The sequence below is a fragment of the Serratia sp. CY29653 genome, from assembly GCF_052169255.1.
GTDB classification, from domain to species: Bacteria; Pseudomonadota; Gammaproteobacteria; order Enterobacterales; family Enterobacteriaceae; genus Serratia; species Serratia sarumanii.
Map to the genome: position 1 here is coordinate 2644018 of NZ_JBJNLC010000001.1, position 26286 is coordinate 2670303.

26 protein-coding genes are annotated in these 26286 nt (G+C 59.0%); 13 read left to right on the top strand and 13 right to left on the bottom strand.

From position 1 onward, the window contains the following. The first annotated feature begins 71 nt into the window (after nucleotides 1-71). From cyoA to ACJ8HN_RS12820, 6 genes are all read left to right on the top strand, one after another. Entirely contained in the window at nucleotides 72-1022 is a 951-nt protein-coding gene (gene cyoA, locus ACJ8HN_RS12795; protein WP_025301763.1) for a cytochrome o ubiquinol oxidase subunit II, read from the top strand. Nucleotides 1023-1025: 3 nt separating this feature from the next. Continuing rightward, a complete protein-coding gene (gene cyoB / locus ACJ8HN_RS12800) occupies nucleotides 1026-3017 on the top strand; it encodes a cytochrome o ubiquinol oxidase subunit I (protein ID WP_033637313.1) in 1992 nt (663 codons plus the stop codon). Beyond that, a complete protein-coding gene (locus tag ACJ8HN_RS12805) occupies nucleotides 3007-3621 on the top strand; it encodes a cytochrome o ubiquinol oxidase subunit III (protein WP_004940367.1) in 615 nt (204 codons plus the stop codon). The genes cyoB and ACJ8HN_RS12805 overlap by 11 nt, the downstream gene beginning before the upstream one ends. Then, nucleotides 3621-3959: a cytochrome o ubiquinol oxidase subunit IV gene (locus tag ACJ8HN_RS12810; protein WP_004940369.1), complete on the top strand. Its 339-nt coding sequence runs from the start codon at nucleotides 3621-3623 to the stop codon at nucleotides 3957-3959. Before ACJ8HN_RS12805 ends, ACJ8HN_RS12810 begins: the two co-directional genes overlap by 1 nt. A 17-nt stretch (nucleotides 3960-3976) precedes the next feature. Further along, nucleotides 3977-4867: a heme o synthase gene (gene cyoE, locus ACJ8HN_RS12815; protein WP_019454196.1), complete on the top strand. Its 891-nt coding sequence runs from the start codon at nucleotides 3977-3979 to the stop codon at nucleotides 4865-4867. Between the two features lie 198 nt (nucleotides 4868-5065). Then, complete coding sequence (locus tag ACJ8HN_RS12820; protein ID WP_442523491.1) at nucleotides 5066-6430, top strand: MFS transporter; 1365 nt, start codon at nucleotides 5066-5068, stop codon at nucleotides 6428-6430. Between the two features lie 34 nt (nucleotides 6431-6464). Here the strand turns inward: ACJ8HN_RS12820 and ACJ8HN_RS12825 are convergent, their stop codons facing one another. Further along, a complete protein-coding gene (locus ACJ8HN_RS12825; protein WP_004940373.1) occupies nucleotides 6465-6956 on the bottom strand; it encodes a YajQ family cyclic di-GMP-binding protein in 492 nt (163 codons plus the stop codon). A gap of 182 nt (nucleotides 6957-7138) precedes the next feature. On the opposite strand from ACJ8HN_RS12825, the gene panE reads away from it, so the two are divergent. After that, the gene (gene panE, locus ACJ8HN_RS12830; protein ID WP_033647309.1) at nucleotides 7139-8050 is read left to right on the top strand and encodes a 2-dehydropantoate 2-reductase; all 912 of its coding nucleotides are present in this window, start codon (nucleotides 7139-7141) and stop codon (nucleotides 8048-8050) included. Next, nucleotides 8013-8615 (top strand): protein deglycase YajL, encoded by a 603-nt coding sequence (gene yajL / locus ACJ8HN_RS12835; RefSeq protein WP_033647310.1) that lies wholly within the window; start codon nucleotides 8013-8015, stop codon nucleotides 8613-8615. The genes panE and yajL overlap by 38 nt, the downstream gene beginning before the upstream one ends. A gap of 46 nt (nucleotides 8616-8661) precedes the next feature. Here yajL and ACJ8HN_RS12840 read toward each other — a convergent pair whose 3' ends face one another. From ACJ8HN_RS12840 to thiI, 3 genes are all read right to left on the bottom strand, one after another. Further along, on the bottom strand, nucleotides 8662-10278 hold the full coding sequence (locus ACJ8HN_RS12840; RefSeq protein ID WP_442523492.1) for a ShlB/FhaC/HecB family hemolysin secretion/activation protein: 1617 nt from the start codon (nucleotides 10276-10278) through the stop codon (nucleotides 8662-8664). A 44-nt stretch (nucleotides 10279-10322) separates the two neighbouring features. Next, entirely contained in the window at nucleotides 10323-11900 is a 1578-nt protein-coding gene (locus tag ACJ8HN_RS12845) for a filamentous hemagglutinin N-terminal domain-containing protein (RefSeq protein ID WP_442523493.1), read from the bottom strand. Between the two features lie 447 nt (nucleotides 11901-12347). Further along, nucleotides 12348-13796, bottom strand: a complete 1449-nt coding sequence (gene thiI, locus ACJ8HN_RS12850) for a tRNA uracil 4-sulfurtransferase ThiI (RefSeq protein ID WP_334282316.1) — start codon at nucleotides 13794-13796, stop codon at nucleotides 12348-12350. A 160-nt stretch (nucleotides 13797-13956) separates the two neighbouring features. Here thiI and xseB point away from each other — a divergent pair, with 160 nt between their 5' ends. From xseB to ACJ8HN_RS12870, 4 genes are all read left to right on the top strand, one after another. After that, entirely contained in the window at nucleotides 13957-14220 is a 264-nt protein-coding gene (xseB, locus tag ACJ8HN_RS12855) for an exodeoxyribonuclease VII small subunit (protein WP_015376838.1), read from the top strand. 5 nt (nucleotides 14221-14225) lie between these two features. Then, nucleotides 14226-15146 carry a (2E,6E)-farnesyl diphosphate synthase gene (ispA, locus tag ACJ8HN_RS12860; RefSeq protein WP_060422037.1) on the top strand — a complete coding sequence of 307 codons (921 nt, stop codon included), beginning with the start codon at nucleotides 14226-14228 and terminating at the stop codon, nucleotides 15144-15146. Nucleotides 15147-15180: 34 nt separating this feature from the next. Continuing rightward, the gene (dxs, locus tag ACJ8HN_RS12865; protein WP_033637303.1) at nucleotides 15181-17046 is read left to right on the top strand and encodes a 1-deoxy-D-xylulose-5-phosphate synthase; all 1866 of its coding nucleotides are present in this window, start codon (nucleotides 15181-15183) and stop codon (nucleotides 17044-17046) included. Nucleotides 17047-17154: 108 nt separating this feature from the next. Continuing rightward, nucleotides 17155-18129, top strand: coding sequence for an aldo/keto reductase (locus tag ACJ8HN_RS12870; RefSeq protein ID WP_060422039.1), 975 nt, complete (start codon nucleotides 17155-17157; stop codon nucleotides 18127-18129). A 32-nt stretch (nucleotides 18130-18161) separates the two neighbouring features. On the opposite strand, the gene pgpA is transcribed toward ACJ8HN_RS12870, so the two are convergent. The 6 genes from pgpA to nrdR all read right to left on the bottom strand — a co-directional run bounded on the left by pgpA (nucleotide 18162) and on the right by nrdR (nucleotide 22277). Beyond that, nucleotides 18162-18656, bottom strand: a complete 495-nt coding sequence (gene pgpA / locus ACJ8HN_RS12875; protein WP_033634010.1) for a phosphatidylglycerophosphatase A — start codon at nucleotides 18654-18656, stop codon at nucleotides 18162-18164. Beyond that, complete coding sequence (gene thiL / locus ACJ8HN_RS12880; protein ID WP_033637301.1) at nucleotides 18649-19641, bottom strand: thiamine-phosphate kinase; 993 nt, start codon at nucleotides 19639-19641, stop codon at nucleotides 18649-18651. Before thiL ends, pgpA begins: the two co-directional genes overlap by 8 nt. 51 nt (nucleotides 19642-19692) lie before the next feature. Next, nucleotides 19693-20109 (bottom strand): transcription antitermination factor NusB, encoded by a 417-nt coding sequence (nusB, locus tag ACJ8HN_RS12885; RefSeq protein ID WP_004940384.1) that lies wholly within the window; start codon nucleotides 20107-20109, stop codon nucleotides 19693-19695. A gap of 20 nt (nucleotides 20110-20129) precedes the next feature. Beyond that, entirely contained in the window at nucleotides 20130-20600 is a 471-nt protein-coding gene (gene ribH / locus ACJ8HN_RS12890) for a 6,7-dimethyl-8-ribityllumazine synthase (RefSeq protein ID WP_033637299.1), read from the bottom strand. 107 nt (nucleotides 20601-20707) lie between these two features. Then, nucleotides 20708-21817, bottom strand: a complete 1110-nt coding sequence (ribD, locus tag ACJ8HN_RS12895) for a bifunctional diaminohydroxyphosphoribosylaminopyrimidine deaminase/5-amino-6-(5-phosphoribosylamino)uracil reductase RibD (RefSeq protein WP_079656254.1) — start codon at nucleotides 21815-21817, stop codon at nucleotides 20708-20710. A 10-nt stretch (nucleotides 21818-21827) separates the two neighbouring features. Beyond that, a complete protein-coding gene (gene nrdR, locus ACJ8HN_RS12900; protein WP_004940387.1) occupies nucleotides 21828-22277 on the bottom strand; it encodes a transcriptional regulator NrdR in 450 nt (149 codons plus the stop codon). A gap of 175 nt (nucleotides 22278-22452) precedes the next feature. Here nrdR and ACJ8HN_RS12905 point away from each other — a divergent pair, with 175 nt between their 5' ends. Then, nucleotides 22453-23013, top strand: coding sequence for a DUF3251 domain-containing protein (locus tag ACJ8HN_RS12905; RefSeq protein WP_172904929.1), 561 nt, complete (start codon nucleotides 22453-22455; stop codon nucleotides 23011-23013). A gap of 64 nt (nucleotides 23014-23077) precedes the next feature. Here the strand turns inward: ACJ8HN_RS12905 and secF are convergent, their stop codons facing one another. Genes secF through yajC form a run of 3 tightly spaced genes read right to left on the bottom strand, consistent with a single transcriptional unit; the run spans nucleotide 23078 to nucleotide 26261 of the window. Then, the gene (secF, locus tag ACJ8HN_RS12910; RefSeq protein WP_019454209.1) at nucleotides 23078-24046 is read right to left on the bottom strand and encodes a protein translocase subunit SecF; all 969 of its coding nucleotides are present in this window, start codon (nucleotides 24044-24046) and stop codon (nucleotides 23078-23080) included. A gap of 10 nt (nucleotides 24047-24056) precedes the next feature. Next, nucleotides 24057-25904, bottom strand: coding sequence for a protein translocase subunit SecD (gene secD / locus ACJ8HN_RS12915; protein WP_072008390.1), 1848 nt, complete (start codon nucleotides 25902-25904; stop codon nucleotides 24057-24059). Nucleotides 25905-25928: 24 nt separating this feature from the next. Next, entirely contained in the window at nucleotides 25929-26261 is a 333-nt protein-coding gene (gene yajC / locus ACJ8HN_RS12920; protein ID WP_004940391.1) for a preprotein translocase subunit YajC, read from the bottom strand. Between the last annotated feature and the right edge of the window lie 25 nt (nucleotides 26262-26286).

Consider the following 26286-nt stretch of genomic DNA (forward strand, 5'->3'; position numbering starts at 1 on the left):
TACTGCAACCTTCCCGTAAAATGCCCGCACACATGAAACGACAATTGAGCCTTTGTTATTGAGGTCGTTAGATGAGACTTAAGAAATACAATAAAAGTATTGGGATGCTGTCATTAATCGCAGCCACTGTATTGCTCAGTGGTTGCGATATGGTTTTGATGAATCCCAAAGGAGCAATTGGTGTTGAGCAACGGACACTGATTATCACTGCAATCGCGTTGATGTTGATCGTGGTGGTGCCAGTTATCTTCATGGCGTTCGCCTTTGCCTGGAAGTATCGCGCTTCCAACAAAGACGCCAAGTACAGTCCGAACTGGGCCCACTCCAACAAGATCGAAGCGGTCGTCTGGACCATTCCTATCATTATCATCGCCATCCTTGGCACCATTACCTGGAAGACTACCCACGAACTCGACCCGTTCAAGCCGATTGTCACCGACAAGAAGCCGATGACGATCGAAGTGGTGTCGCTCGACTGGAAATGGCTGTTCATCTACCCGGAACAAGGCATTGCGACCGTTAATGAGCTGGCTTTCCCGAAAGATGTTCCAGTCGAATTCAAGATCACCTCTAACTCGGTAATGAACTCGTTCTTTATCCCGCAGTTGGGTGGACAGATTTATGCGATGGCCGGCATGCAGACCAAACTGCACCTGATCGGCAACGAAGCCGGTGCCTACAAGGGCATCTCCAGCAGCTACAGCGGCGCAGGCTTCTCCGGCATGAAATTCACCGCGATCGTTACCCCGACCGAAGGCGACTTCGATCAGTGGGTAGCCAAGGTGAAGGCATCGTCTAAAAACCTGAACACCACCGACGACTTTAACAAACTGGCAGAGCCGAGTGAAAACAACCCGGTTGAGTACTTTGCCGCTGTCAAACCGAATTTGTTCAAAGAAACAATTGCCAAATTCATGGGCGACATGGATATGCACAAGGGCGCTGGCGCGCACGAAGGCATGGACATGAGCCAAGGTATGGACATGGGTGAACATGCTGCTCACGCCGGAGCCGAGGAATAACTGATGTTGGGAAAATTAACACTTGATGCGGTTCCGTACCACGAACCGATCATCATGGTCACCGTAGCCGCAATTATTGTCGGGGGCCTGGCAGTGCTGGCGCTGCTGACATATTTCGGCAAATGGAAGTGGTTGTGGAGCGAATGGCTGACTTCGGTCGACCATAAAAAAATTGGTATCATGTACATCATCGTGGCGATGGTCATGCTGCTGCGCGGTTTCGCCGACGCAATCATGATGCGTAGCCAGCAGGCGTTGGCGTCCGCCGGCGAAGCCGGGTTCCTGCCGCCGCACCACTACGACCAGATCTTCACCGCGCACGGCGTTATCATGATCTTCTTCATGGCGATGCCTTTCGTGGTCGGCCTGATGAACGTCGTGGTGCCGCTGCAAATCGGTGCGCGCGACGTCGCCTTCCCGTTCCTGAACTCCCTGAGCTTCTGGTTCTTCGTGGTGGGCGTTGTGCTGATCAACATCTCCCTGGGGGTCGGTGAGTTCGCTCAGACCGGTTGGCTGGCGTATCCGCCGCTGTCGGGTAAAGAGTACAGTCCTGGCGTCGGGGTCGATTACTGGATCTGGAGTCTGCAGATTTCCGGTCTGGGTACCCTGCTGACCGGCGTGAACTTCTTCGCCACCATTCTGAAGATGCGTGCCCCAGGCATGCCTATGATGAAGATGCCGGTGTTCACCTGGGCGGCGCTGTGTACCAACGTCCTGATCATCGTTTCTTTCCCAATTCTGACCGTCACCATCGCGCTGCTGACCCTGGATCGCTATCTGGGCACCCATTTCTTCACCAATGATATGGGCGGCAACATGATGATGTACATCAACCTGATTTGGGCCTGGGGTCACCCAGAGGTGTATATTCTGGTTCTGCCGGTGTTCGGCGTGTTCTCCGAAGTCACCGCGACCTTCTCCAGAAAACGCCTGTTCGGCTATACCTCACTGGTATGGGCAACCATCGCGATCACCGTTCTGTCGTTCATCGTCTGGCTGCACCACTTCTTTACCATGGGGTCCGGCGCGAACGTTAACGCCTTCTTCGGTATCGCCACCATGATCATTTCCATCCCGACCGGGGTGAAAATCTTCAACTGGCTGTTCACCATGTATCAGGGCCGTATCAAGCTCAACTCCGCGATGCTGTGGACCGTTGGCTTCATCATCACCTTCTCCGTAGGTGGTATGACCGGCGTTCTGCTGGCGGTGCCGGGCGCGAACTTCGTGCTGCACAACAGCCTGTTCCTGATCGCTCACTTCCACAACGTCATCATCGGCGGCGTGGTGTTCGGTTGCTTCGCGGGCCTGACCTACTGGTTCCCGAAATCCTTCGGCTTCACGCTGAACGAAAAATGGGGCATCCGCGCGTTCTGGTTCTGGATCATCGGCTTCTTCACCGCCTTCATGCCGCTGTACGCATTGGGCTTTATGGGCATGACCCGTCGTATCAGCCAGAACATCAACCCTGAGTTCCACCCTCTGCTGCTGGTTGCAGCCGGCGGTGCGGCGCTGATCGCCTGCGGCATCCTGTGCCAGCTGATTCAGATCTTCGTCAGTATCCGTGACCGCGAACAGAACCGCGATCTGACCGGTGACCCATGGGGCGCTCGTACTCTGGAGTGGTCAACTTCGTCTCCACCGCCGTTCTATAACTTTGCCGTAGTGCCGCAGATTCATGACCGTGATGAATTCTGGGACATGAAAGAAAAAGGCGAAGCGTATAAGAAACCGGCTAAATACGAACCGATTCATATGCCTAAGAACACCGGCGCCGGCGTTATCATCGCCTTCTTCAGCCTGGTATTCGGTTTCGCAATGATTTGGGAAATCTGGTGGATGGCTCTGGCCGGCTTCATCGGTATGATCGTTGTCTGGATCGGCAAGAGCTTCGATCACGATGTTGACTACTATGTGCAGGTTGATGAAATCGAGCGCATTGAGAACCAACACTACGAACAAATCCGTAAAGCAGGCGTGAACCATGTCAACTGAAACTCTGACCAATCATAACGCAGCCCATGCAGAGCATGGGCACCACGATGCGGGTGAGACCAAAGTCTTCGGATTCTGGATCTACCTGATGAGCGACTGTATTTTGTTTGCGAGCTTGTTCGCGACTTATGCAGTCCTGGTGAACGGGACCGCTGGCGGTCCCTCAGGTAAAGATATCTTCGACCTGAAGTTTGTCCTGGTCGAAACTTTCCTGCTGTTGTTCAGCTCCATCACCTACGGCATGGCGATGATCGCCATGAACAAGGGTAAAGTTGGCGGTGTAAACACCTGGCTGTTCCTGACCTTCCTGTTTGGTCTGGGCTTCGTGGCGATGGAAATCTATGAATTCCATCATCTGATCGCCGAAGGCTTCGGTCCGGATCGCAGCGCGTTCCTGTCCAGCTTCTTCGCGCTGGTCGGCACCCACGGTCTGCACGTAACTTCCGGCCTGATTTGGATCATCGTGCTGATGATTCAGGTGAGCAAGTTCGGCCTGACCGCGACCAACAAAACCCGCCTGATGTGCCTGAGCCTGTTCTGGCACTTCCTGGACGTGGTCTGGATCTGCGTATTTACCGTTGTCTACCTGCTGGGGGTTATGTAATGAGCCATTCATCCCATGAAACCTCTCACGGCGGCGCAAGCCACGGCAGCGTGAAGTCATACCTGATCGGCTTTATCCTGTCGATCATCCTGACGGTAATTCCATTTGCGATGGTAATGAACGGCACTGCCTCTCATTCCACCATCCTGGCGGTTGTTGTCGGCATGGCGGTTATCCAGGTGATTGTTCACCTGGTTTACTTCCTGCACATGAACACCTCATCGGAAGAGCGCTGGAACCTGGTGGCATTGCTGTTCACCGCTATGATCATCGGTATCGTTGTTGTAGGTTCACTCTGGATTATGTACAACCTCAACATCAATATGATGGTCGATTAAGAGCTGAGCTGCACGTGATGATTAAGCAATACCTGCAAGTCACTAAACCAGGAATTATTTTCGGCAATTTAATTTCTGTCGTTGGGGGATTCCTGCTCGCTTCCAAAGGGAGCATCGACTATCCCCTGTTTCTCGCCACCCTGGTGGGTGTCTCGTTGGTGGTCGCGTCGGGCTGTGTGTTTAACAACTACATCGACCGTGATATCGACAAGAAAATGGAGAGAACGAAGAATCGGGTGCTGGTAAAAGGCCTGATCGCGCCGAGTGTCACCCTGGTTTATGCGACCGTTCTGGGTATTGTGGGCTTCGCGTTGCTGTATATCGCGGCCAACCCGCTGGCCATGTGGCTGGCGGTGATGGGCTTCGTGGTTTATGTCGGCGTTTACAGTCTGTACATGAAACGCCACTCGGTCTACGGCACGCTGATCGGCAGCCTGTCGGGCGCCGCGCCGCCGGTTATCGGCTACTGCGCGGTAACCAACGAGTTCGACGCCGGCGCGTTGATCCTGCTGGCTATCTTTAGCCTGTGGCAGATGCCGCATTCTTATGCGATCGCTATCTTCCGCTTTAAAGATTACCAGGCGGCCAACATTCCGGTGCTGCCGGTGGTGAAAGGCATTTCCGTCGCCAAGAACCACATCACGGTCTACATCCTGGCATTTATGATCGCCACGCTGATGCTGACCCTGGTGGGCTACGCCGGCTACAAATACCTGATCGTCGCTGCGGCGGTGAGCGTATGGTGGCTAGGCATGGCGCTACGCGGTTACAAAACCGAAAACGACAGCGTCTGGGCGCGTAAACTGTTCGTGTTCTCCATCGTCGCCATCACCTCGCTGAGCGTGATGATGTCGATCGACTTCAGCGCCACGGCGGCGCCTGAAGCGCTGGTGACCTACGTTTGGTAAGCCAAATCATCCGTAAATGGGCCGCTTTTGCGGCCCATTTTATTTGTCACGCCGAAAAGCGGCCGAACTGTAATATCTGTTAAACAACATTCGATTTACCCCCCCTGCCCTGCACACTAAAATGACACAGCTTTACAGAAATCATGCCATCAGGCGCTGTCTCAACGTCTGATGGCATGGTTTTTACCGAGGTTTGATGTGAACGATAATTCAATGACCCCGCAGGAGCGCCGCGCCACCTGGGGATTAGGCACCGTATTCTCCCTGCGCATGCTCGGCATGTTTATGGTACTGCCGGTGCTGACCACCTACGGCATGGCGCTCAACGGCGCCAGCGAAGCGCTGATCGGCATCGCCATCGGCATCTACGGCCTGGCGCAGGCGGTGTTTCAAATCCCGTTCGGCCTGGTGTCCGATCGCATCGGTCGCAAGCCGCTGATCGTCGGCGGCCTGCTGATCTTTGCCCTCGGCAGCGTGATCGCCGCCGCTACCGACTCGATCTGGGGCGTGATCCTCGGCCGCGCGCTACAAGGCTCCGGCGCCATCGCCGCCGCAGTAATGGCGCTGCTCTCCGATCTGACCCGCGAGCAGAACCGCACCAAGGCGATGGCGTTTATCGGCGTCAGCTTCGGTATCACCTTCGCCATCGCCATGGTATTGGGCCCTATCATCACCCACGCCTTAGGCCTGCATGCGCTGTTCTGGATGATCGCCGTACTGGCGCTGGCCGGCATTGTCATCACCCTGGCGGTGGTGCCTTCCGCCGACACTCACCTGCTGAACCGCGAGTCCAGCATCGTGCGCGGCAGCTTCCGCAAGGTGCTGAGCAACTCGCGCCTGCTGAAGCTCAACTTCGGCATCATGTGCCTGCATATCCTGCTGATGTCGAGCTTCGTGGCGCTGCCGCTGGCGATGGAAAAAGCCGGGCTGGCGGCCAGCGAGCACTGGATCGTCTACCTGGTCACCATGCTGGTGTCGTTCGCCGCCGTGGTGCCTTTCATCATCTATTCCGAAAAATATCGCCGCATGAAGCAGGTGTTTATGGGCTGCGTGGCGGTGCTGTTCTGCGCCGAAGTGTTGCTGTGGCTCTCCGGCGCGCGCCTGTGGGGCATCATCGCCGGCGTTCAGCTGTTCTTCATAGCCTTCAACGTGATGGAAGCCATTCTGCCTTCGCTGATCAGCAAAGAATCGCCGGCCGGCTACAAGGGCACCGCGATGGGGGTCTACTCCACCAGCCAGTTTATCGGCGTGGCGATCGGCGGCAGCCTCGGCGGCTGGCTATACGGATTGCAGGGCGCAGGGCTGGTGTTTATCGCCGGCGCCGTGTTGGCCGCGGTCTGGTTCCTGGTCAGCAGCACCATGAAAGAGCCGCCGTATGTCAGCAGCCTGCGCATTACGCTGTCAGAACTGGCGGTAAAGGATTCGGCGCTGGAAAGCCGCCTGAAGGCGCAGCCCGGCGTGGCCGAAGCGATCGTGGTGCCGGAAGAGCGCAGCGCCTACGTCAAGGTGGATACCAAGCAGACCAATCGCGGTCAGCTGGAAGCGCTGGTCAATTCGCTGTAAAGCATCAGGGCCGGCAATGCCGGCCCTGTAGAGATTAATCGCGGAAGTTCTTGAACTGGAACGGCTGCCCCAGATCGCCGCCGCGCACCAGTGCCATCACGCTCTGCAAATCGTCGCGTGACTTGCCGGTCACCCGCACTTCTTCGCCCTGGATCTGCGCCTGCACCTTCAGCTTGCTGTCTTTGATCAGCTTGACGATTTTCTTCGCCACAGAGGTTTCAATCCCCTGCTTCAGCTTGGCTTCCACGCTGTAGGTTTTACCGCTGTGGGTAAACTCTTCCGGGATCTCCAGCGCGGCGCCGTCGATGCTGCGCTTGCTCAGCTTTTCGCGCAGAATGTCGAGCAGCTGCTGCACCTGGAAATCAGACTCGGTGGCAACCTTGATGCTTTGGTTTTTCTCGTTTAGCTCAAAGCTGGCCGGCACGTTGCGAAAATCCCAGCGGGTGCCGAGATCGCGGGTGGCGTTCTCAACGGCGTTACGCACTTCCTGCATATCAATTTCGGAAACAATGTCGAAAGATGGCATACTTCTTCCTCCTGAATGAGTGCCTAATAGCTTAGGCGATTTTGATGCCGAGCATGATAACCGCTTTGCCGCCTCAGACAAAATCTGCTGAACGCACGCAGGGATAGCGCTTCGGGCTGCCATAAAGCCTATAGTTAATTCACGGTAATTGAGCGGTATTCCCGTGTTTCCAAGGAGACTGAATGAAAATAACCATTCTTGGTTGCGGCGCGCTCGGACAACTGTGGCTCTCCCGGCTGTATCAGCAGGGCCACGATGTGCAGGGATGGCTAAGAGTGCCTCAGCCTTTTTGCGCCGTGAACGTGATAGAGCCGGAAGGCGTCTCGTTTAATCGCAACTTGCCCACCAACGATCCGGAGCACCTCGCGCAGAGCGAGCTGCTGCTGGTGACGCTGAAAGCCTGGCAGGTGTCCAGCGCGGTCAGCGCGCTGCTGCCGAAGCTGAACCCCCAGTGCGCCATTTTGCTGCTGCACAACGGCATGGGCACCCAGGAGGAGCTGCCGCCGAACGGCCAGCCGATCCTGCAGGGCACCACCACCCACGCCGCGCGCCACGAAGGCAGCACCATTATTCACGTCGCCACCGGCATCACCCACATTGGCCCCACCTCGCCGGCCGCCCAACACCTCAGCCACCTGGCGGAAGTGCTGCATCAGGCGCTGCCCGACGTCGCCTGGCACAACAACATCGCCTCGGCCAACTGGCGCAAGCTGGCGGTCAACTGCGTGATCAACCCGCTGACGGCGCTGTACGGCTGCCGCAACGGCGATCTGCAGCGCTACCCGGAGCAGATCGAAACGCTGTGCCGTGAAGTCGCCAGCGTGATGGCGATGGAGGGCTACCACACCTCCTGCGAAGGCCTGATGCAATACGTGATGGACGTGATCCACAGCACCGCCGACAACGTTTCGTCGATGCTGCAGGATATCCGCAGCCAGCGGCACACCGAGATCGACTACATCACCGGTTACCTGCTGCGCCGCGCGCGCAGCCACGGCCTCACGCTGCCGGAGAATGCGCGGCTGTTTGAACTGATTAAACGAAAGGAAAATGAATATGAGCGTATCGGCGCTGGTCTGCCTGGCACCTGGTAGCGAAGAAATCGAAGCCGTCACCACCCTCGATCTGCTGGTGCGGGCGGGCGTAAAAGTCACTACTGCCAGCGTTGCCGGCGACGGCGAGCTGACTATCGTCTGTTCGCGCGGCGTCAAGCTGCTGGCCGACGCGCCGCTGGTGGCGATCGTCGATGAGCCGTTCGACGCTATCGTGCTGCCCGGCGGCCTGAAAGGCGCAGAATGCTTTCGCGACAGCCCGCTGCTGGTGGAAAAGGTGCGGCAGATGCATCTGCAGGGCAACATTGTCGCCGCCATCTGCGCGGCGCCGGCGCTGGTGCTGCAGCATCACGATCTGTTCCCGATCGGCAACATGACCGGCTTCCCGGGCCTGAAAGACCAGATACCGGCGGATAAATGGATGGAGCGCCGCGTGGTGTACGACGCGCGCGTCAACCTGCTCACCAGCCAGGGGCCGGGCACCGCGATGGAGTTCGCGCTGAAGCTGATAGACCTGCTGCTCGGCAAGGCCAAGGCGGCGGAGATCGCCGCGCAGCTGGTGCTGATCCCCGGGATGTACGATTATCGCGACAGTGAAGAAAACTGAATCAGCGATCGTAAACACGGGGCGCAGATCCGCGCCCCGTATCGCGTCAAAAACTGAGCTGGCTGGAGAAGCCCAAAACCAGACGCTCACTCGGCAGCGCGCCGGGTTTGATCACCGGCGTGCCGGCGAAAATGTCCGCAGCAAAACGCCCCTGATTCACCTGCAGGCCAATGACGCTCCCCGCCAACTGGCCGCCTTCCCCCTGTTGTTTGGCCAACTGCCCGTAGTCGAATCCAATATAGGGTTGCAGCATGTCACGTTCCAACGTCAGCGTATTGCGCAGATACCCTCCGCTGCTGCCGATCAATTTGCTGTCGCCGCTAAACCCGCGCACCGTAGAACGGTCGCCGATAAACGATTTATCCTGGATCGGCTGTGCGGCGCTCGCCCATTGCCCCGATAACTCCCCGAGATAACGCAGACGATGACCAAATGCATTGAAGGGTTTCAGCATACTGCCGCCCGCTCGCAGCTGCTGTTCGGCATGTGAGCTCCCCTTCCCGACGCCGGCAAGGGCGTCGGCGGTCAGCGCGATTTGCGCACGGGCGCCATAATAAAGATGGCTGACGCCCAGCTTCAGGCTGGTTAGCCTTGCGCTCTGCAAGGCAATCTCCGTGTCATTGAGGTAATAGCGGTAATGACGTTGCAGCAGTTGCGCATTCAACGACGTTTTCTCATTCATCCCGCGCGCCAACGTATAGTCAGCCTGCAGCCCCCAATACTGCGAACGGCCGTTATAGCGATAATCGGTGAAGTTGCCGGCGAAAGTCTGGTGATAGCGGCTGTCTCCGCCCAACGCGCTGAAGCGCCAGTATCTCCAAGGCAAGCTATAGTACAGGGCGCGGCTTTCATTGCCTTTGCCCGGCGGCGCCAGAATGCTGCGCGCCATCGACAGGTAAAAAACGTCGCCCAAGGCGGTCAGATTATCGAGATACAGCGCGCCGCCGGTCTGATAACGCCCCGTAGAACGAACGCCGGCGTCATCCGCCCAGGCGGTAAAACGCCAATATTTATCCTGTTGGCGCAGGATCTCGATATCGCTTTCGCCAGCTCGTTCGCCCGGAGCAATGCGGATATCGCTGATGACGCCCGGTATCCCCCCCATGTTCTCCAGCCCTTGCTCGATACTACGCAAATTCAGCACATCGCCGGCCGCAATGGGAAAAAGCGCATCGGGGCGGAAATAGGCGCTGCTGCCCGCCTGCATTTTCAGCTGACCGATGCGGCCATAATGCACACGAACCTTCAGTATCCCTGCCGGTACCTCTTGAACGTCGAGCTGCACCCGCGAAGTGATATAGCCTTGCGCTATCAGCGCGTTTTGCAGCTTTTTGCGCAACCTCGCCAACCCTTTCTCCCCCATACAGCGGCCACGGGCCGTATGCGCCAACTGTTTGAAAGCCGTGAGGCGTAGCGGCGCCGTCGCCGTTTCGACGTTATCGATCATCCAACACGGAGATTCGCTGATAAATATGTCCGCTTGCGCGTTTTGCTCCGGCTGCGGCGACAAAACAGGAGGGGTGGACGGTAACAGCTTGCGTTGCGTATCGCCGATGAGGCTTTCCTGGCTAACGCGTTGTTTGGCCGGCGCCGGCGTGGCTTCAGCGCGGCTGCAACAGCTGAACAGCACGCCCAGACAAAGAATAAGACATTCCCTTTTCATGCTCTCTCATCCATTCCCCCACCCTTGGGTGGGGGAAACGTTTGTCACATCCAATAAGACCAACCGTAAGGCCAGCCGAAACCGCCGTATCCCCAACCCCAGCTATTCGCGGGCTTGTTGATGTCGCGGCCGTTGTTGGTGACCGCGCCGGACGTGGAGCGCATCGTGCCTGAGTTGTTGAAAGAGACGCCGCGATGGCTGATATCGCCATAGGCTTCAATCCTGCCGTAGTTGCTGAAACTGGTGTCCGACAAGCTGATGGAAGAAGCGCGAGAAACGATGCTCCCGCGGTTGGTGATGGACGTTCCCTGGATCGCCGCGCCGTTTTGGGCTTCGATCACGCCATTGCCGGCGTTGAACAAGCTGGTGGCGTTGAGTTGCAAAGCCTGCGCGGATTGAATGCCGCCGGTATTGTCGACGCGGGTCGCCCGCAGTGTCAGCGCGCCGTTTTGCGTTTTGACGCTGCCGCGATTGTTCAGTTGGGTCGCATTCAGCCGTATTGCCCCGCCCTCAATGCGGCCGATATTGTCCAGCTGCGTTGCCGTCAGGGAGGCCGAACGCGCACTCACGTTCTTTTCATTTTGCAGCCGGGTAGCGCTGATGTTCAATTGCCCCTGTGAAGCGATATTTCCTTGATTGACCAGCGAGTCGGTACTGATGTCGGCGCCACCGTTTTTCGCCTGAATCTGACCGCGGTTGGCGATACCGACGAAAGCGCGGGATACGTTTTGAGCGCCGTTGCCGATTTGCACGCGTTCATCACTTCCCGCGTCGGTTTGGATACTGACGATGCTGACATTGTTCAACGAGGCGCCGGCGTTGGAGCCCGCCCCATTGGCATTGCCGCTATTGACGCCTACGCCGTTTTCATTGGCGACCAGCCTAATCTTGTTGGCATACATTCCCCCCAACTCGGCGACGTCGATCAATACTTCAGGCTTATCTTTAGACGCTTCAACGCTATTGAAGCGGGATAGATCTGCCGAAACCGTTTTTTTCCCCGCCGAGACTAACAGGGCATCCGCATGAACCGCCGCGCTGATTTCCGCCGTGCGCGCAATAACAGCCGTATAATCGACATCGCCCTTCGTCAAGCCCTCCCCCTCGACTCGAATATTGCCTTGATTAACGTGGTAGCCGTTAAAAGCGCCGTCCTTGAACTGCAAATCGGCGGTAGTTAATACGCCGTTGCGGGCATTAATAAAACCGCAACCGTTGCAGGTAATGCCGGATTTATTGGCAATGACAACATCGGCACGTTGCCCGGCGACTTCTACCATCCCCTTCAAAATACTTTTATTTACCGAATTCACTTCATTCAGAATTACCTTAGCTGCACGGCCCTCTAACTGAGCGTTCCCCGCAACGGTTCCGGCCAATGACGTATTCGCGCCCGCAAGGCTGTTATTTAAAATAGCGCCCTGAGCGCCAACGTCGAACTGCGTGTAAACGTTATGCGAGACACCGTCCGCACCCGCACGATTGATATTCACCACCGGCACCTGATTGATATGGTCAACCGATGCGCCCCCCGCCTGAGGTGCTATTTGCGCCAACAGCGGCGCGCTGGGCAACAGCAACGCCGCTGCCGACAACAGCAATGTCGTCTTATTCATTTTCATTAATCGCTCTCCTTAAATAATGTTGTCCATCCCTGCCAACCATTAACTGACGTTCAGACTAATGGCGAAAAACATTAATGGCCATAGGGATATCCTCCTTTGCAATGTGCATTACCCTGATAACCATAAAATACGAATGGCTTATGCTCAGCAAAAATATAATTTGCACAGTAAGAAAAAACATGTGCAATCAAATGCCAAAACACAATTTCAATAGGGAGTCAGCAGATAAACGCCGACAGGGCTGCCAGCGTTCGATAACAATAATATCCATACCATCAAATAAAAAAATCAATAGATTTTTAATATATTGACTGAAGTGATTTTAATAAAAGGAAAAACAAGTTAAGTGTATTATTTAAAAAAAGGCGTAATAAGCAGGGTTATTTGGCGGGAAAATGCGTTTTGAAAGAAAACGGCCGGCGTCTGGCGGCGCCGGCGGATAAATTACGGACGATAAACCTTCACGTTTCTGAAGCCTTGCTCCAGCAGGTACAGCGCCTGCAGGCGGCTCATCACGCCGCGCTCGCAGTACAGCAGGTAGGTTTTGCTCTGATCCAGATCGCCGAACTGGGTGCTCAGCTTGTAGAACGGCAGCGCTTTCACTTCAACCTGTTCCAACTGCAGCGGCTTCTCTTCCTGCTCGTCGTTGGAGCGGATATCCAGGATCACCTCGTCGGCGCCGAAGGCCGCGACGGTTTCCACCTCGGTCACCTGCTCCTGCGCCTGCTCGGCGATGGAGCGGATATCGACGTTCTTCGCTTCGCTCACCACCCGGTCGAGAATGCTGAAATCGAAGTGGCTCTCTTCCTCTTCGATCTTGGCCTTGATGGCTTTCACCGTCGGGCTCTTCGAAATCACGCCGCAGTATTCCGGCATGGTTTTGGCGAAGTCTTCGGTGCCGATTTCGCGCGCCAGCTTGATGATGTGCTCTTTATCGTGCGAGATCAGCGGACGCAGGATCAGGGTATCGGACGCGTTGTCGATCAAGCGCAGGTTGGTCAGCGTCTGGCTGGAGACCTGCCCCAACGCTTCGCCGGTCACCAGCGCCTGCACGCCGTAGCGTTCGGCCACTTGCGAAGCGGCGCGCACCATCATGCGCTTGAGCACCACGCCCATCTGGCCGTCGTCAATCTTCTCCAGGATCTCACCCACCACCGGCTCGAAATCGATGGCGACGAAGCGCACCTTGTGCGAGCTGGCGAAGCGATTCCACAGGTAGTGCGCCACCTGCTTCACGCCGATCTCGTGCGCGGCGCCGCCCAGGTTGAAGAAGCAAAAGTGCACGCGGCAGCCGCGACGCATCAGCATGTAGCTGGACACGCCCGAGTCGAAACCGCCGGAAATCAGCGACATTACGTCTTCCTGGGTGCCGACCGGGTAACCGCCGATGCCTTCGAGGCGGCGTTTGACCAGCATCAGCTTGTCGTCTTCGATCTCCAGGTTTACCGTAACCTGCGGGCGGGTCAGGTTAACGCGCGCGCTCTCGATATGCTGGTTCAGACCGCCGCCGACATAGCGCTCCACGTCCTGCGAGTTGAACGTCTGCTTGCCGCGGCGCTTGACGCGCACGCAGAAGGTTTTGCCTTCCAGCTGGGCGCGGTAGGCTTCCAGCGTCTGCTCGAAGATGTGGTGGATATCGGTATAAGCGCGATCTTCCACTTCCAGAATATGGTGGATGCCGGGAATGCGCGTCAGGGCGTCGGCGATGACCGGCCGCTGGTTTTCATCTTTGGCGCGAACTTCGATATGATCCCAGTGACGGACGACCGCCAGCGTTTCATCATACTGCTTCAGGACGTTGCGAATATTGGTCGAGAGAATCTTGATAAAGCGCAAGCGCACAGATTGGCTCTTGATGGTGATTTCCGGGAACAATTTAATGATAAACTTCATGGCGGTCTTTGTTGTCAGATAAGAATTACGGCGCGGAGTATATCACCATATCGCCGCGCTCTGCGCACAAAACCATACATGAGCGCCATGATTTGCTAATCAAGATCCGCTAGGATAGGCTCTGGCGCCACGGTTCACATGATGACGTAAAAAGAAAATTATGCCGAAAAAACCAGCACAATCAGCCAGTACAGAGCAAACAGCCAGCTTTGAAAGCGCCCTCGGCGAGCTGGAAAGCATCGTGACGCGTCTGGAATCAGGCGAACTGCCGCTGGAAGACGCGCTGAACGAATTCGAACGCGGCGTGCAGCTGGCGCGTCAGGGCCAGCAGAAACTGCAACAGGCGGAACAGCGTGTGCAGATACTTCTTAACGACAGCGCCGACGACGCGGCGCTGGCGCCTTTCACACCGGATGCCGAGTAACCGACATGTCTGAGATCGCCCCAGCGGCCGCTTTTGCCGATCAACTGCAGATTTTCCGCCAGCGCGCCGATCGCGCGCTGCTGGACTTCATCGCCCCACTGCCGTTCAACGACGGCAACATGGTGGCGGCGATGCGTCATGGCGCCTTGCTGGGCGGCAAGCGCCTGCGCCCGTTCCTGGTCTACACCACCGGCCAGATGTTCGGCGTGTCGTTGGCCAACCTGGACGCGCCGGCGGCGGCGGTGGAATGCATTCACGCCTACTCGCTGATCCACGACGATCTGCCGGCGATGGACGACGACGATCTGCGCCGCGGCCAGCCGACCTGCCACATTAAATTCGGCGAAGCCAACGCGATCCTGGCCGGCGATGCGCTGCAAACGCTGGCGTTTTCGATCCTGGCCGATGCTGAAATGCCCGACGTGGCCCTGCGCGATCGGCTGGCGATGGTCTCCGAACTGGCGACCGCCAGCGGCGTAGCCGGCATGTGCGGCGGCCAATCGCTGGATCTGGAAGCCGAAGGCAAGCGCATCGACCTGCAGGCGCTGGAGCAGATCCACCGCCACAAAACCGGCGCGCTGATCCGCGCGGCGGTGCGTCTGGGCGCGCTGAGCGCCGGCGAAGCCGGGCGAGCGGCGTTGCCGCAGCTGGATCGTTACGCCGCCGCGGTTGGCCTGGCGTTCCAGGTGCAGGATGACATTTTGGACGTTGTCGGCGAGACTGAAAAAATCGGCAAGCGCCAGGGCGCGGATCAACAACACGGAAAGAGTACCTACCCGGCGTTGCTCGGGCTTGACAGCGCGAAAGCAAAAGCGTGGGATCTCTATCAGGAAGCATTAGCTGCATTAGACACTTTGGCAGCGCAATCTTATAACACAGCGCCATTGCGAGCGTTAGCCAGCTTCATTATTGAACGCGACAATTAACGTGTGACGTTAACTCCTCTGATATGAGTATCGAATGAGTCTTGATATAGCCAAATACCCAACCCTGGCGCTAGCGGAAAACCCCGAGGAACTCCGCTCACTGCCCAAAGAGAGCTTGCCGAAGCTGTGCGATGAGCTGCGGCAATACCTGCTGAACAGCGTCAGCCGCTCCAGCGGCCACTTTGCCTCCGGGCTGGGTACCGTCGAACTGACGGTGGCGTTGCATTTCGTCTACAACACGCCGTTCGATCATCTGGTGTGGGACGTCGGCCACCAGGCCTACCCGCACAAAATTCTGACCGGCCGCCGCGACCGTATCGCCACCATTCGGCAAAAGAACGGCCTGCACCCCTTCCCGTGGCGCGCCGAAAGCGAATACGACGTGCTGTCGGTCGGCCACTCGTCGACCTCGATCAGCGCCGGCCTCGGCATGGCGGTGGCGGCGGAACGTGAAGGCAAAGGCCGCCGCACGGTGTGCGTGATCGGCGACGGCGCCATCACCGCCGGCATGGCTTTCGAAGCGATGAACCACGCCGGCGACATCAACCCGGACATGCTGGTGGTGCTGAACGATAACGAGATGTCGATCTCGGAAAACGTCGGCGCGCTGAACAACCACCTGGCGCAGCTGCTGTCCGGCAAGCTTTACTCCACCCTGCGCGAAGGCGGCAAGAAAGTGCTGGCCGGCGTGCCGCCGATCAAGGAGCTGGTGAAACGCACCGAAGAGCACCTGAAAGGCATGGTGGTGCCGGGCACGCTGTTCGAAGAGCTGGGCTTTAACTATATCGGCCCGGTAGACGGGCACGACGTGCAGGGGCTGGTTGCCACGTTGAAAAACATGCGCGATCTGAAAGGCCCGCAGCTGTTGCACATCATGACCAAGAAAGGCCGCGGTTACGCGCCGGCGGAGAAAGATCCGATCAGCTTCCACGCGGTGCCGAAGTTCGATCCCGCCAGCGGCACGCTGCCGAAAAGCGCCGGCGGTCTGCCGACCTATTCGAAAATCTTCGGCGACTGGCTGTGTGAAACCGCCGCCAAAGACAGCTCGCTGATGGCGATCACACCGGCGATGCGCGAAGGTTCCGGCATGGTGCAGTTCTCCCGCGACTACCCGCAGCAATATTTCGACGTGGCGATCGCCGAGCAGCATGCGGTCACCTTCGCCGCCGGGCTGGCGATCGGCGGCTACAAGCCGGTGGTGGCGATCTATTCCACCTTCCTGCAACGCGCCTACGATCAGCTGATCCACGATGTGGCGATCCAAAACCTGCCGGTGATGTTCGCCATCGATCGCGGCGGCATCGTCGGCGCCGACGGCCAGACTCACCAGGGGGCGTTCGATCTGTCGTTCATGCGCTGCATCCCGACCATGGTGATCATGACGCCGAGCGACGAGAACGAATGCCGCCAGATGCTGTACACCGGCTATCACTACAACGACGGCCCGAGCGCCGTACGCTATCCGCGCGGCACCGGCACCGGCGCGGCGCTGGAGCCGCTCAACCTGCTGCCGATCGGCAAAGGCGTGGTGCGTCGCCAGGGAGAAAAGATCGCCATTCTCAACTTCGGCACCCTGCTGCCGGAGGCCGCGCAAGCGGCGGAGGCGCTCAACGCCACGCTGGTCGACATGCGCTTCGTCAAACCGCTGGACGAGCAGCTGGTGCTCGAACTGGCCGCCAGCCATGAAACGCTGGTCACATTGGAAGAGAACGCCATCATGGGCGGCGCCGGCAGCGGCGTCAACGAACTGCTGATGGCCAAACGCCGTCCGGTGCCGGTGCTGAACCTCGGCCTGCCGGACAGCTTTGTCTCACAGGGCAGCCAGGAAGAACTGCGCGCCGATCTGGGGCTGGACGCCGCCGGCATTCAGCGCCAAATCGAAACCTGGCTGGCGCAGTAATCGCCACTCGCGCCTGAAAAAACGCCTCCGCTCTCGGGGGCGTTTTCGTTTCCGCCCTCCGGGATCCGCGCTACAGTTACTGTCTGAGCTTTCGAATGGGAGGCAAGCATGAAGTACCTGAAACTGGGCAACACCGATCTGAACGTCTCGCGCATCTGCCTGGGCTGCATGACCTACGGCGAACCGAACCGCGGCAATCACGCCTGGACGCTGCCGGAAGAGAGCAGCCGCCCGCTGCTGAAACAGGCGCTGGAAGCCGGCATCAACTTTTTCGATACCGCCAACAGCTATTCCGACGGCAGCAGCGAGGAGATCCTCGGCCGGGCGCTGCGCGACTATGCGCGCCGCGAAGACGTGGTGGTCGCCACCAAGGTGTATTTCCCGCTGAGCAACCTGGAGCGCGGTTTGTCGCGCGCCAACATCATGCAATCCATCGACGACAGCCTGCGGCGCCTGGGCACCGACTATGTCGATTTGCTGCAGATCCACCGCTGGGATTACGAAACGCCGCTGGAAGAGACGTTGGAAGCGCTGCACGACGTGGTGAAAGCCGGCAAGGCGCGTTACATCGGCGCCTCCTCGATGTACGCCTGGCAGTTCGCCAAGGCGCTGTATACCGCCGATCTGCACGGCTGGACGCGCTTTGTTAGCATGCAGGATCAATACAACCTGATCCAGCGCGAAGAAGAGCGCGAAATGCATCCGCTGTGTACCGCCGAAGGCATCGCCGTGTTGCCGTGGAGCCCGCTGGCGCGCGGCCGCCTGACCCGCCCCTGGGGCGAAACCACCGCGCGGCTGGTTTCCGACCAGTTCGGCAAGAGCCTGTACGAGGAAACTGAAGGCATCGACGCCATCATCGCCGAGCGCGTCGCCAGCCTCGCCGAGGAACGCGGCGTTTCACGCGCGCAGATCGCGCTGGCCTGGCTGCTGAACAAGCCGGCGGTCAGCGCGCCGATCGTCGGCGCTTCACGCAGCGAGCAGTTGGATGACGCAATCGCCGCGGTCGATTTGAGTTTGTCGCCGCAAGAGGTCGCAGAACTGGAGACGGCTTACGTGCCGCATCGGGTGACGGGATTTGAATAAGAGAAGCGGGCGCAAAACGGCGCGCCCGTCTGTCAGAACAGCCCGATCGGCCAGTGGTGCCCAATCAGGTAGATGATGCCGGCGGACAGCACGCCGGCGATGATATCGTCGACCATGATGCCCATGCCGCCATGCACGTTGCGGTCGAACCAGCGGATCGGCCACGGCTTCCACATGTCGAGAATGCGGAAGATAACGAAACCGGCGGCGACCCAGCGCCAGTCATTGACCGGCAGCGCCATCAGCGTGATCCACATGCCGACGAACTCGTCCCAGACGATGCTGCCGTGATCGTGCACCTTCATGTCTTTTGCCGTGCGGTGGCAAATATAGACGCCGATGCAGATGCTGAACATCACCGTCAGCGAGTAGAGCTGCCACGGCAGCTGGATCAGCAGCAGCCAAAACGGGATCGCCGCCAGCGATCCCATGGTGCCCGGCATCACCGGCGACAAACCGCTGCCAAACCCGGTGGCCAGCAGGTGCCACGGATTGCTCATCCGCAGCCGGCGCTTGGCTTCATCCATGGGTGCCCGGCTCCGCGTTGAAATGATCGAACCCAGCCCAGTCCAGCTCTACCGCCTCATCGTCGCGATAATAGCGGATGCCTTCAGACAGCGGGCCAATTTGGCCGATGCAGGTGTAGTCGGCCCCGAGGTGGCTCAACGCCACTTCCAGCGCGCCGCGGTTGATCTCCGGCACGGTGAAGCACAGTTCGTAATCTTCACCGCCCGCCAGCGCCCAGCGCAGCGCCTGTTCGGCATCGGCGTGGCTGCTCAGCGCCTGCGACATCGGCAGTTCGTCCAGCACGATGCGTGCGCCACAGTCGCTGGCCTTAAGGATATGCTTCAGATCGGAAATCAGGCCGTCGGAGATGTCGATCGCCGAGCTGGCCAGATCGCGCAGCGCCTGCCCCTGCAACACCCGCGGCTGCGGCCGCAGATGGCGAGCGACCAAATAATCGCGCGCCGTCGTTTCCGTCACCGCCAAACGATCCTGCAGGATCGCCAACCCGGCGGCGCTGTCGCCCAGCGTGCCGGTCACATAGATCCAGTCGCCGATGCGCGCGCCGCTGCGGGTCAGCGCCCGGCCGGCCGGGATCAGCCCCTGGATGGTCAGCGTCATGCTCAGCGGCCCGCGCGTGGTATCGCCGCCGATCAGCTGCATGCCGTAATAGTTGAGCTGATCGAACAGGCTGTCGCTGAAGGCCTTCAGCCAGGATTCGTTCACTTCAGGCAGGGTCAGCGCCAGCGAAAGCCAGGCCGGATCGGCGCCCATCGCCGCCAGATCGCTCAGATTGACCGCCAACGCCTTATAGCCGAGATCGGCCGGATCGATGTCCGGCAGAAAGTGCACGCCCGCCACCAGCGTATCGGTACTGACGGCCACCAGCTGTTTTTCCGGCACTGCCAGCAGTGCGCAGTCATCTCCAATGCCCAACTGTACATCCCGGCGCACACGCTTGAACCGGTCAAAATAGCGGGCAATGAGGTCAAATTCGCCGCATGCCATATCGATATTCCACTAGAAGAAATTAAGGCCGGGAATGCCGGCCTTAATGTTTTACTTTTTCTTGCGAAGGGTTGGCGCCACTTTATCCAGCACCCCGTTCACAAACTTGTGGCTGTCTTCCGCGCCGAAGGTTTTCGCCAGTTCGATCGCTTCGTTGATCGCCACCTTGTAAGGGACATCCTCGCGCATTTTCAGTTCAAACAGCGCGACGCGCAGCACCGCGCGCTCCACCTGGCCCAGCTCTTCGAGCTGACGCGACAGGTAAGGCGCCATCAGTTCGTCCAGCATACCTGCATTCACTGCCGCGCCGGACAGCAACTCGCGAAAATAGGCGACGTCAACATCTTTGACATCCTGCTCCGTCAGGAACTGGTGTTCAACATCGGCAAGGTCGTTTTTAGACAACTGCCAAGAGTAAAGCGCTTGAACAGCGCACTCACGAGCGCGGCGACGAGCAGCAGGTTTCACGGAATTCCCCTTAACTAAATTCAGGCTTTAATAGCTTTGATAACATTAATCATTTCAAGTGCGGTCAGCGCGGCTTCAGCGCCCTTGTTGCCCGCTTTGGTGCCGGCGCGTTCGATCGCCTGCTCGATGCTTTCGGTGGTCAGCACGCCAAAAGCAACCGGGATTTCGGCATTCATCGCAACGTTGCCGATGCCGGAGCTGGCTTCGCCCGCCACATATTCGAAGTGCGCGGTGCCCCCACGGATAACGGTGCCCAGCGCGATAACCGCGTCGTATTTGCCGGTTTTGGCCAATACGCTCGCCGTCAGCGGCAGCTCGTAAGCGCCCGGGACCCAGACAACGGTGATGTTGTCGTCAGCAACCTGACCAATGCGTTTCAACGCGTCGATCGCGCCTTCCAGCAGGCTGTCGTTGATGAAATTGTTAAAACGTGCAATTGCGATCGCCACGCGGGCCTTTGGAGTAGCAACAACACCTTCGATAACTTTCATGGGCTTTCCTTAAAAATGGGTTCAATACCCCGCAGGGGGGCGGATTCTATCATATTCTTTCATCGCCTGCGCGGCGCTTTTGTAAAACCGGCGCGCGGGCGCGAGATTCAGTGTTTCGCCCGCAGGCGCAAACGCAGGTCGGGGCCGACCTGGCGCACGTCGCTAAAGACGAATTCCGGCGCGTCGGCCAATCGCTCCAGGCCCGGCAGGTGGCACAGGCCACGGCCATTATCGCCCAACAGTTTCGGCGCGATGTACAAAATGAGCTCATCCACCAGGCCGGCCTGCAGCAGCGCGCCGGCCAGCGTTGCGCCCGCCTCCACCCAGATTGAATTCACCTGGCGCTTGGCCAACAGCATCATCATCACTACCAGATCGACGCCGCCGCCGTGCGCCGGGCAGATAAACTGCTCGACGTCTTGCGGCCAGGCCTGTTCATCCGCCTCCAGGCGCGCCAGCCAGGTGGCGCCCGGCTGCTGCACCACGCGGTGCTGCGGAGTAATGCGATTTTGGCTGTCGAGCAGGATGCGCAGCGGCTGGCGCAGATTGTCGCGCGGATAGAGGCGCTGCGTCTCGGCGTCCAATTCATCCCAACGCACCGTCAGCGACGGATCGTCCGCCAGCACGGTGGCGCTGGTGCTGAGAATGGCGGCGCTCTGCGCACGCAGGCGCTGCACGTCCTGACGCGCTTCGGGTGAGGTGATCCACTGGCTCTCGCCGGAGGCCATCGCCGTGCGGCCGTCCAGCGACGCGCCCAGCTTCAGCTGCACGTAAGGGAAACCGGTGCGCATGCGCTTGAGGAAGCCCAGGTTGACCGCTTCGGCCTCGGCCAGCATCAGGCCGTGCCGCACCTCGACGCCGGCCTGCTGCAGCTTGTACAGCCCGCGCCCCGCCACCTGCGGATTGGGATCTTGCATCGCCGCGACCACCCGGGTTACGCCGGCGGCCACCAGCGCATCGGCGCAGGGCGGCGTGCGGCCGTGATGGCTGCACGGCTCGAGCGTGACATAGGCGGTGGCGCCGCGCGCCTTGTCGCCCGCCATGCGCAGCGCGTGCACTTCCGCGTGCGGCTCGCCGGCGCGCAGATGATAGCCTTCACCGACAATTTCGCCGTCGCGCACGATAACGCAGCCGACGTTCGGATTGGGTGCGGTGGTAAAACGCCCCAGCCGCGCCAGTTCGAAGGCGCGCGCCATATAAAGTTCGTCGTGATGCATGAAAGATCCTTTAGTCTTGCAGGCGGGCGATCTCTTCGCCGAACTCGCGCACGTCTTCGAAGCTGCGGTACACCGACGCGAAGCGAATGTAGGCGACCTTATCCAGCTTTTTCAGCGCGTCCATCACCAGATTGCCCACCAGTTTGGTCGGCACTTCGCGTTCGCCGGTGGCGCGCAGTTGGGATTTGATATGATTAAGGGCGTTTTCCACGTCGTCCGAGCTTACCGGGCGCTTTTCCAGCGCTTTCAGCATGCCGCGGCGCAGTTTGTCTTCGTTGAACGGCTCGCGCACCTCATCGCTTTTAATCACTCGCGGCATCACCAGCTCAGCCACCTCGAAGGTGGTGAAGCGTTCATTGCACACCAGACACTGGCGGCGACGGCGCACTTGCGAACCGTCCCCCACCAGGCGGGAATCAATGACTTTGGTATCAACGGCGGCGCAGAAAGGGCAATGCATAACACGTCCTGATAAACGTTTTTTATAGATAAATGCAGTTTACCCCGAAGTGCAGCCACAACAAAGAGCGGCGGCCATTTGTTGCGACACGCGGCCGGGAAGCGGCGCCGATATGACTTTCCCCTCCGGGCGGACTAAGCTGATAACAGGAGATTCAGCATAGGAAATCGCCGTCATGACAACCTGTTACCCCAAAATCGCCCTGCTCGCCGCCGCCGTGTTGCTGGCGGGCTGCGCGCATAACGCCGCCGTGCCCCAGTTGCGCCATCAGGTCGCCGCGCTGAACCAGAAAGTGAGCGTGCTGACCGATCAAACCACCGCGCTGGAGCGGCAGAATCAGCTCAATCAGAACTCCGACAATGGCGTCTATCTGCTGCCGGCGGCCCGAAGCGCCGCCCGTTTGCAGAGCGGTATCGGCGAACTGAGCGTTTCGCTGAGCCACATCAAGAACGAAGCCAACGGCACGCAGGCGCAGCTGCATGTGCGCGTCCTCTCTCAGGCCACGCTGCCGCCGTTCAAAGCCGTGGTGGAATGGGGCCAGTTGGACGACGCCACCGGCCGGCCGTTGACCGCCGAGGCGCTGTCGCAACCGATCGCCAGCGCCGATTCGCTGCTGCCGAAGCCCGGCCAGGACTTCGAACTGCGCTTCAGCGGCCTGACGCCGGAACAATTGGGCTATATCCGTCTGCACAGTCTGGTTTCAACCGCCCAACCGGCGGTAGTGAAGCAGCACTGACCCCCGAGGCAAAAAAAAGGAGCGCCATCGGCGCTCCTTCTCATATCGCTGAATACTGCGGTTGTTAAGGCAGAATCGAAGGCTGATCCGCGCCCTCTTTTTCCACTTTTTGCTGCAGCATGTGTTCGCGTTTCATCCCCAGCTTCAACGCCAGCGCGGACGCGACGTAGATCGAGGAGACGGTACCGATCGACACGCCGATCAGCATCGCCAGCGAGAAGCCTTGCAGCATCGCGCCACCGAAGATGTACAGCATCAGCACCACCATCAGGGTGGTCCCGGAAGTCATCAGCGTACGGCTCAGCGTCTGGGTCAACGACACGTTCATGATCTCGTAAGGCGTACCGCGGCGGATCTTGCGGAAGTTCTCACGAATACGGTCGGAAACCACGATGCTGTCGTTCAGCGAGTAGCCGATAACCGACATCAGGGACGCGACGATGGTCAGGTCAATCTCGATATGGAACAGCGACAGCACGCCCAGCGTGATGATCACGTCGTGCGCCAGCGCGATAACCGCCCCCAACGCCAGGCGCCATTCGAAGCGGAAACCGACGTAGATCAGGATACAGATCAACGCCACCAGCAGCGCCATGCCGCCGGTTTGCGCCAGTTCGCTGCCCACGCTCGGGCCGACGAACTCGATGCGCTTCACGGTGGCATTTTTATCCACCGAGTCGTTGATCACGCCGATCACCTTGTTGCCCAGTTCCTGGCCTGCGGTGCCGGTCGCCGGTGGCATTCGCACCATCACGTCGCGGCTGCTGCCGAAGTTCTGGATGATCGGATCCTGGAACCCGGCCTTCTCCAGCGTATCGCGCATCAGGTCGAGATTAGCCGGTTTCTCCAGGTTGATTTCAATCACCGTACCGCCGGTGAAATCCAGACCCCAGTTAAACCCTCGCACCGACATGGTGGCGATCGACGCGACCAACAGCACCAACGAGATGCCGAAGGCCACGTAGTCCCAGCGCATAAAGTCGTAGACTTTACGGCCGTAGTTGAGTTGCTCAACAGTATAATCCTGTGCCACAACGCACTCCTCAGATAGACAGCTTGTTAATGCGTTTGCCGCCGTAAAGCAGGTTGACGATGGCACGGGTACCGACAATCGCGGTGAACATGGACGTCGCCACACCGATAGCGGTGGTGATCGCAAAGCCTTTGATCGAACCGGTGCCGACTGCGTACAGGATGATCGCGGTGATCAGCGTGGTGATGTTGGCGTCAACGATACTGGAGAACGCGCCTTTATAGCCCTCATGGATCGCCTGCTGAACGGACCTGCCGTTCTTCAGCTCTTCCTTGATACGTTCGTTAATCAGTACGTTGGCGTCGACCGCCACCGCCAGCGTCAACACGATCCCGGCGATGCCCGGCATGGTCAGCGTCGCCCCCGGCAACAGGGACATCACGCCGACGATCAGCACCAGGTTGGCGACCAGCGCCGTGGTGGCGATCACGCCGAACTTACGGTACCAGACCACCATGAAGACGATGGACGCCACCAGGCCCCACAGACAGGCTTCCAGACCCTGGGTGATGTTCTGCTGACCCAGGGTCGGGCCGATGGTGCGCTCTTCGACGATCTGAATCGGCGCGATCAGCGCGCCCGCACGCAGCAGCAGCGAAAGCTGACGCGCTTCGTTCGGGTTGCCGATACCGGTGATGCGGAAGCTGTTGCCCAGACGCGACTGAATGTTCGCCACGTTGATCACTTCTTCCTGTTTCACCAGCACTGCACGGCCGTTGGCGTCTTTCTTGCCGCTGTCCTTATACTCCACGAACAGGGTCGCCATCGGCTTGCCGATGTTGTCCTTGGTGAAGTTGGACATGGACGTGCCGCCGGCGCTGTCCAGCGAGATGTTAACCTGCGGCTGGTTGTATTCGTCGGTGCTCGAGGTGGAGTCAGTGATGTGATCACCGGTCAGGATCACGCGCTTGTACAGCACGATCGGCTGGCCGTCACGGGTGTATTTCACCTCGGAGTCGCCCGGCACGCGGCCGTTGGCCGCCGCAGTGGCGTCCGCATTGGTGTTCACCAGACGGAATTCGAGGGTCGCGGTGGCGCCCAGAATTTCTTTGGCGCGCGCGGTGTCCTGAATGCCCGGCAGCTCGACCACGATGCGGTCGGCGCCCTGGCGCTGTACCAGCGGTTCGGCGACGCCGAGCTGGTTGACGCGGTTACGCAGGATAGTGATGTTCTGCTGGACGGCGTATTCGCGCGCTTCGCTCAGACGGGCGTCCGTCAGGCTGGCTTTCATGGTGTTGGCGCCGTTGGCGGACAGCACCAGATCGCGCTGACGCGGGCCGATGTAGCTGATGGCCTGGTCACGGGCCGCATTGTCGCGGAAGCGAACTTCCACGCCGTTGTTGTCCAGCTTGCGGATAGACGCGTAAGGAATGCCCTTCTCGCGCAGCTCGCTGCGCAGGGTATCCATGGTCTGTTCCTGCAGCTTGCTCAACGCGGTGTCCATGTCCACTTCCATCAGGAAGTGTACGCCGCCGCGCAGGTCCAGGCCGAGTTTCATCGGCTCTGCGCCCAGCATGGCCAGCCAGGTCGGCGTGGCCGGCGCCAGGTTCAGCGCCACGACGAATTTGTCACCCAGCTCGGTCACCAGCGCTTCGCGGGCGCGCAGCTGAACGTCAGGATCTTTAAAGCGAGCCAGGATGGCGCCATTTTCCAGCGCAATCGACTTGCTCGCGATGTTGTCTTTTTCTAATACGGTACGGACCTGGTCCAGCGTAGTTTCACTGGCGGCGACGCCGCGCGCGCCAGTGATTTGTACGGCCGGATCCTCACCGTAGATGTTGGGAAGCGCATAAAGCAGACCGACGAGGATCACCACGATCAACATCAGATACTTCCACAAAGGATAACGGTTTAGCACGGCAATTCCCTTCGGGAAAAAAGATTACAGGGCCTTCATGGTACCTTTCGGCAGAACGGCCGCCACGAAGTCACGCTTGATCATCACTTCCGTGGTGTCGTTCAGCGCGATGGCGATGATGCCGGTGTCGGCCACTTTGGTCACGCGACCGATCAGGCCGCCGGTGGTCAGCACTTCGTCGCCTTTACCGATGGAGTCCATCAGCTTCTTGTGATCTTTAGCGCGTTTCTGCTGTGGGCGCAGGATCATGAAGTAGAAGATCAGGCCGAACACCACCAGCATAATGATCAGAGAGTACGGGCTTCCCTGAGCCGGAGCCCCTGCGGATGCGACGGCGTCAGAAATGAAAAAGCTCATTGAAATTCCCTCATTAAGTTATCAA